Raw genomic sequence first — 1205 nt, 5'->3', positions numbered from 1 at the left:
GGCTCCCCGTAGCTAATGCGAGCAAGCTCGCAACACTACTCGCCATAGCCGCGTGGCCGTTGGCGGTAATTAAAACAAACTAATCAATGAAAAAACTTATAATTAAATTTTCATTACTAATATTCATATTTTTTATTAGTTCTTGCAAGACAGATAAATCAAACACAAAAGAGGATAATTCTTCAAACGAAGAAAACTTTTATTTCGGTCAAAAGCCACCTAGCTTAATACCCGAAGTTTTCGCTCCAAACATAGTTTCGGTAAATGGAAGATTTGAAAGTACTGTTTCATTTTCTCCGGACTTGAAAGAATTTTATTTTGAAGCTAAACGAGAAGGCGAACCCTCTCAAATTTATTTCTCTGAAAAAATCAATGGAACTTGGACTCCTGTTAAAAAAATAAGTTTTACTAGAGGAAGGAAAAAAGAAGAAATGCATCCTTTTGTGAGCTCCAATGGAAAAAGGATTTATTTTACCGCATTTGACTCTATTTTTTCAGATGAAAGGATATGGTACGTTGACCGCTTGAAGAACGAATGGAGTGAAGCTATTAAACTTGATTCTCCAGTAAATGAGGATAAGGTATTCTTTGCTAATCATTCAAAGAACAATGAACTATACTACTTCAATTTATCAAAATTCAAAACCTATTATGCCACTAACAAAAATGGCAAGTTTATTGAACCAAAGGAAGTTGAAATTGATATGGGACATCACGCTTTTATCTCACCAAATGATGATTATTTATTGGTTACTGCGAAGAATAAAGAAAAAGAAAGTAGAAAAGACAACGATATATATGTTTATTTCAAAAATCAAGACGGAACTTGGTCAAAGCCAATTAATCTCGGAACTAATGTAAACACGAATTTTTCAGAAAAAGCACCAAGTATTAGCCCTGACGGCAAGTATATGTTTTTTGGAAGAGACGAAAGGGATATAGAACCAGGACTATCAAATATTTATTGGGTAAGCACAGAAGTTATAGAAAAACTAAAACCAAAACAATAGAAAAGTAACTACCGCCAACAATGGCTATAAGTAATTGCTTGTTCTCGCCTACTTCTGAAAATCCACGAGGATTTTCAGTTTGGTGTCTACTTGCAAAGTTAAGTGCTAAACCACGCAACTACTCATAGCCGAGACCGTTGGGAAAAATGCCTGCGGCCGCTCGGCCAGTACCGCAAGCGGCACAACCCCCCGAGC

1 protein-coding gene is annotated in these 1205 nt (G+C 36.1%); it reads left to right on the top strand.

The features are described from left to right. The first annotated feature begins 86 nt into the window (after positions 1–86). On the top strand, positions 87–1010 hold the full coding sequence (locus tag D2V08_RS11990) for a PD40 domain-containing protein (RefSeq protein WP_119608409.1): 924 nt from the start codon (positions 87–89) through the stop codon (positions 1008–1010). The last annotated feature ends 195 nt before the right edge of the window (positions 1011–1205 follow it).

Source organism: Flagellimonas lutimaris (assembly GCF_003581615.1).
In the GTDB taxonomy this organism is placed as follows: domain Bacteria; phylum Bacteroidota; class Bacteroidia; order Flavobacteriales; family Flavobacteriaceae; genus Flagellimonas; species Flagellimonas lutimaris.
The sequence above is the reverse complement of the archived record's forward strand: the minus strand, read 5'-3'. Positions and strand labels throughout refer to the sequence as shown.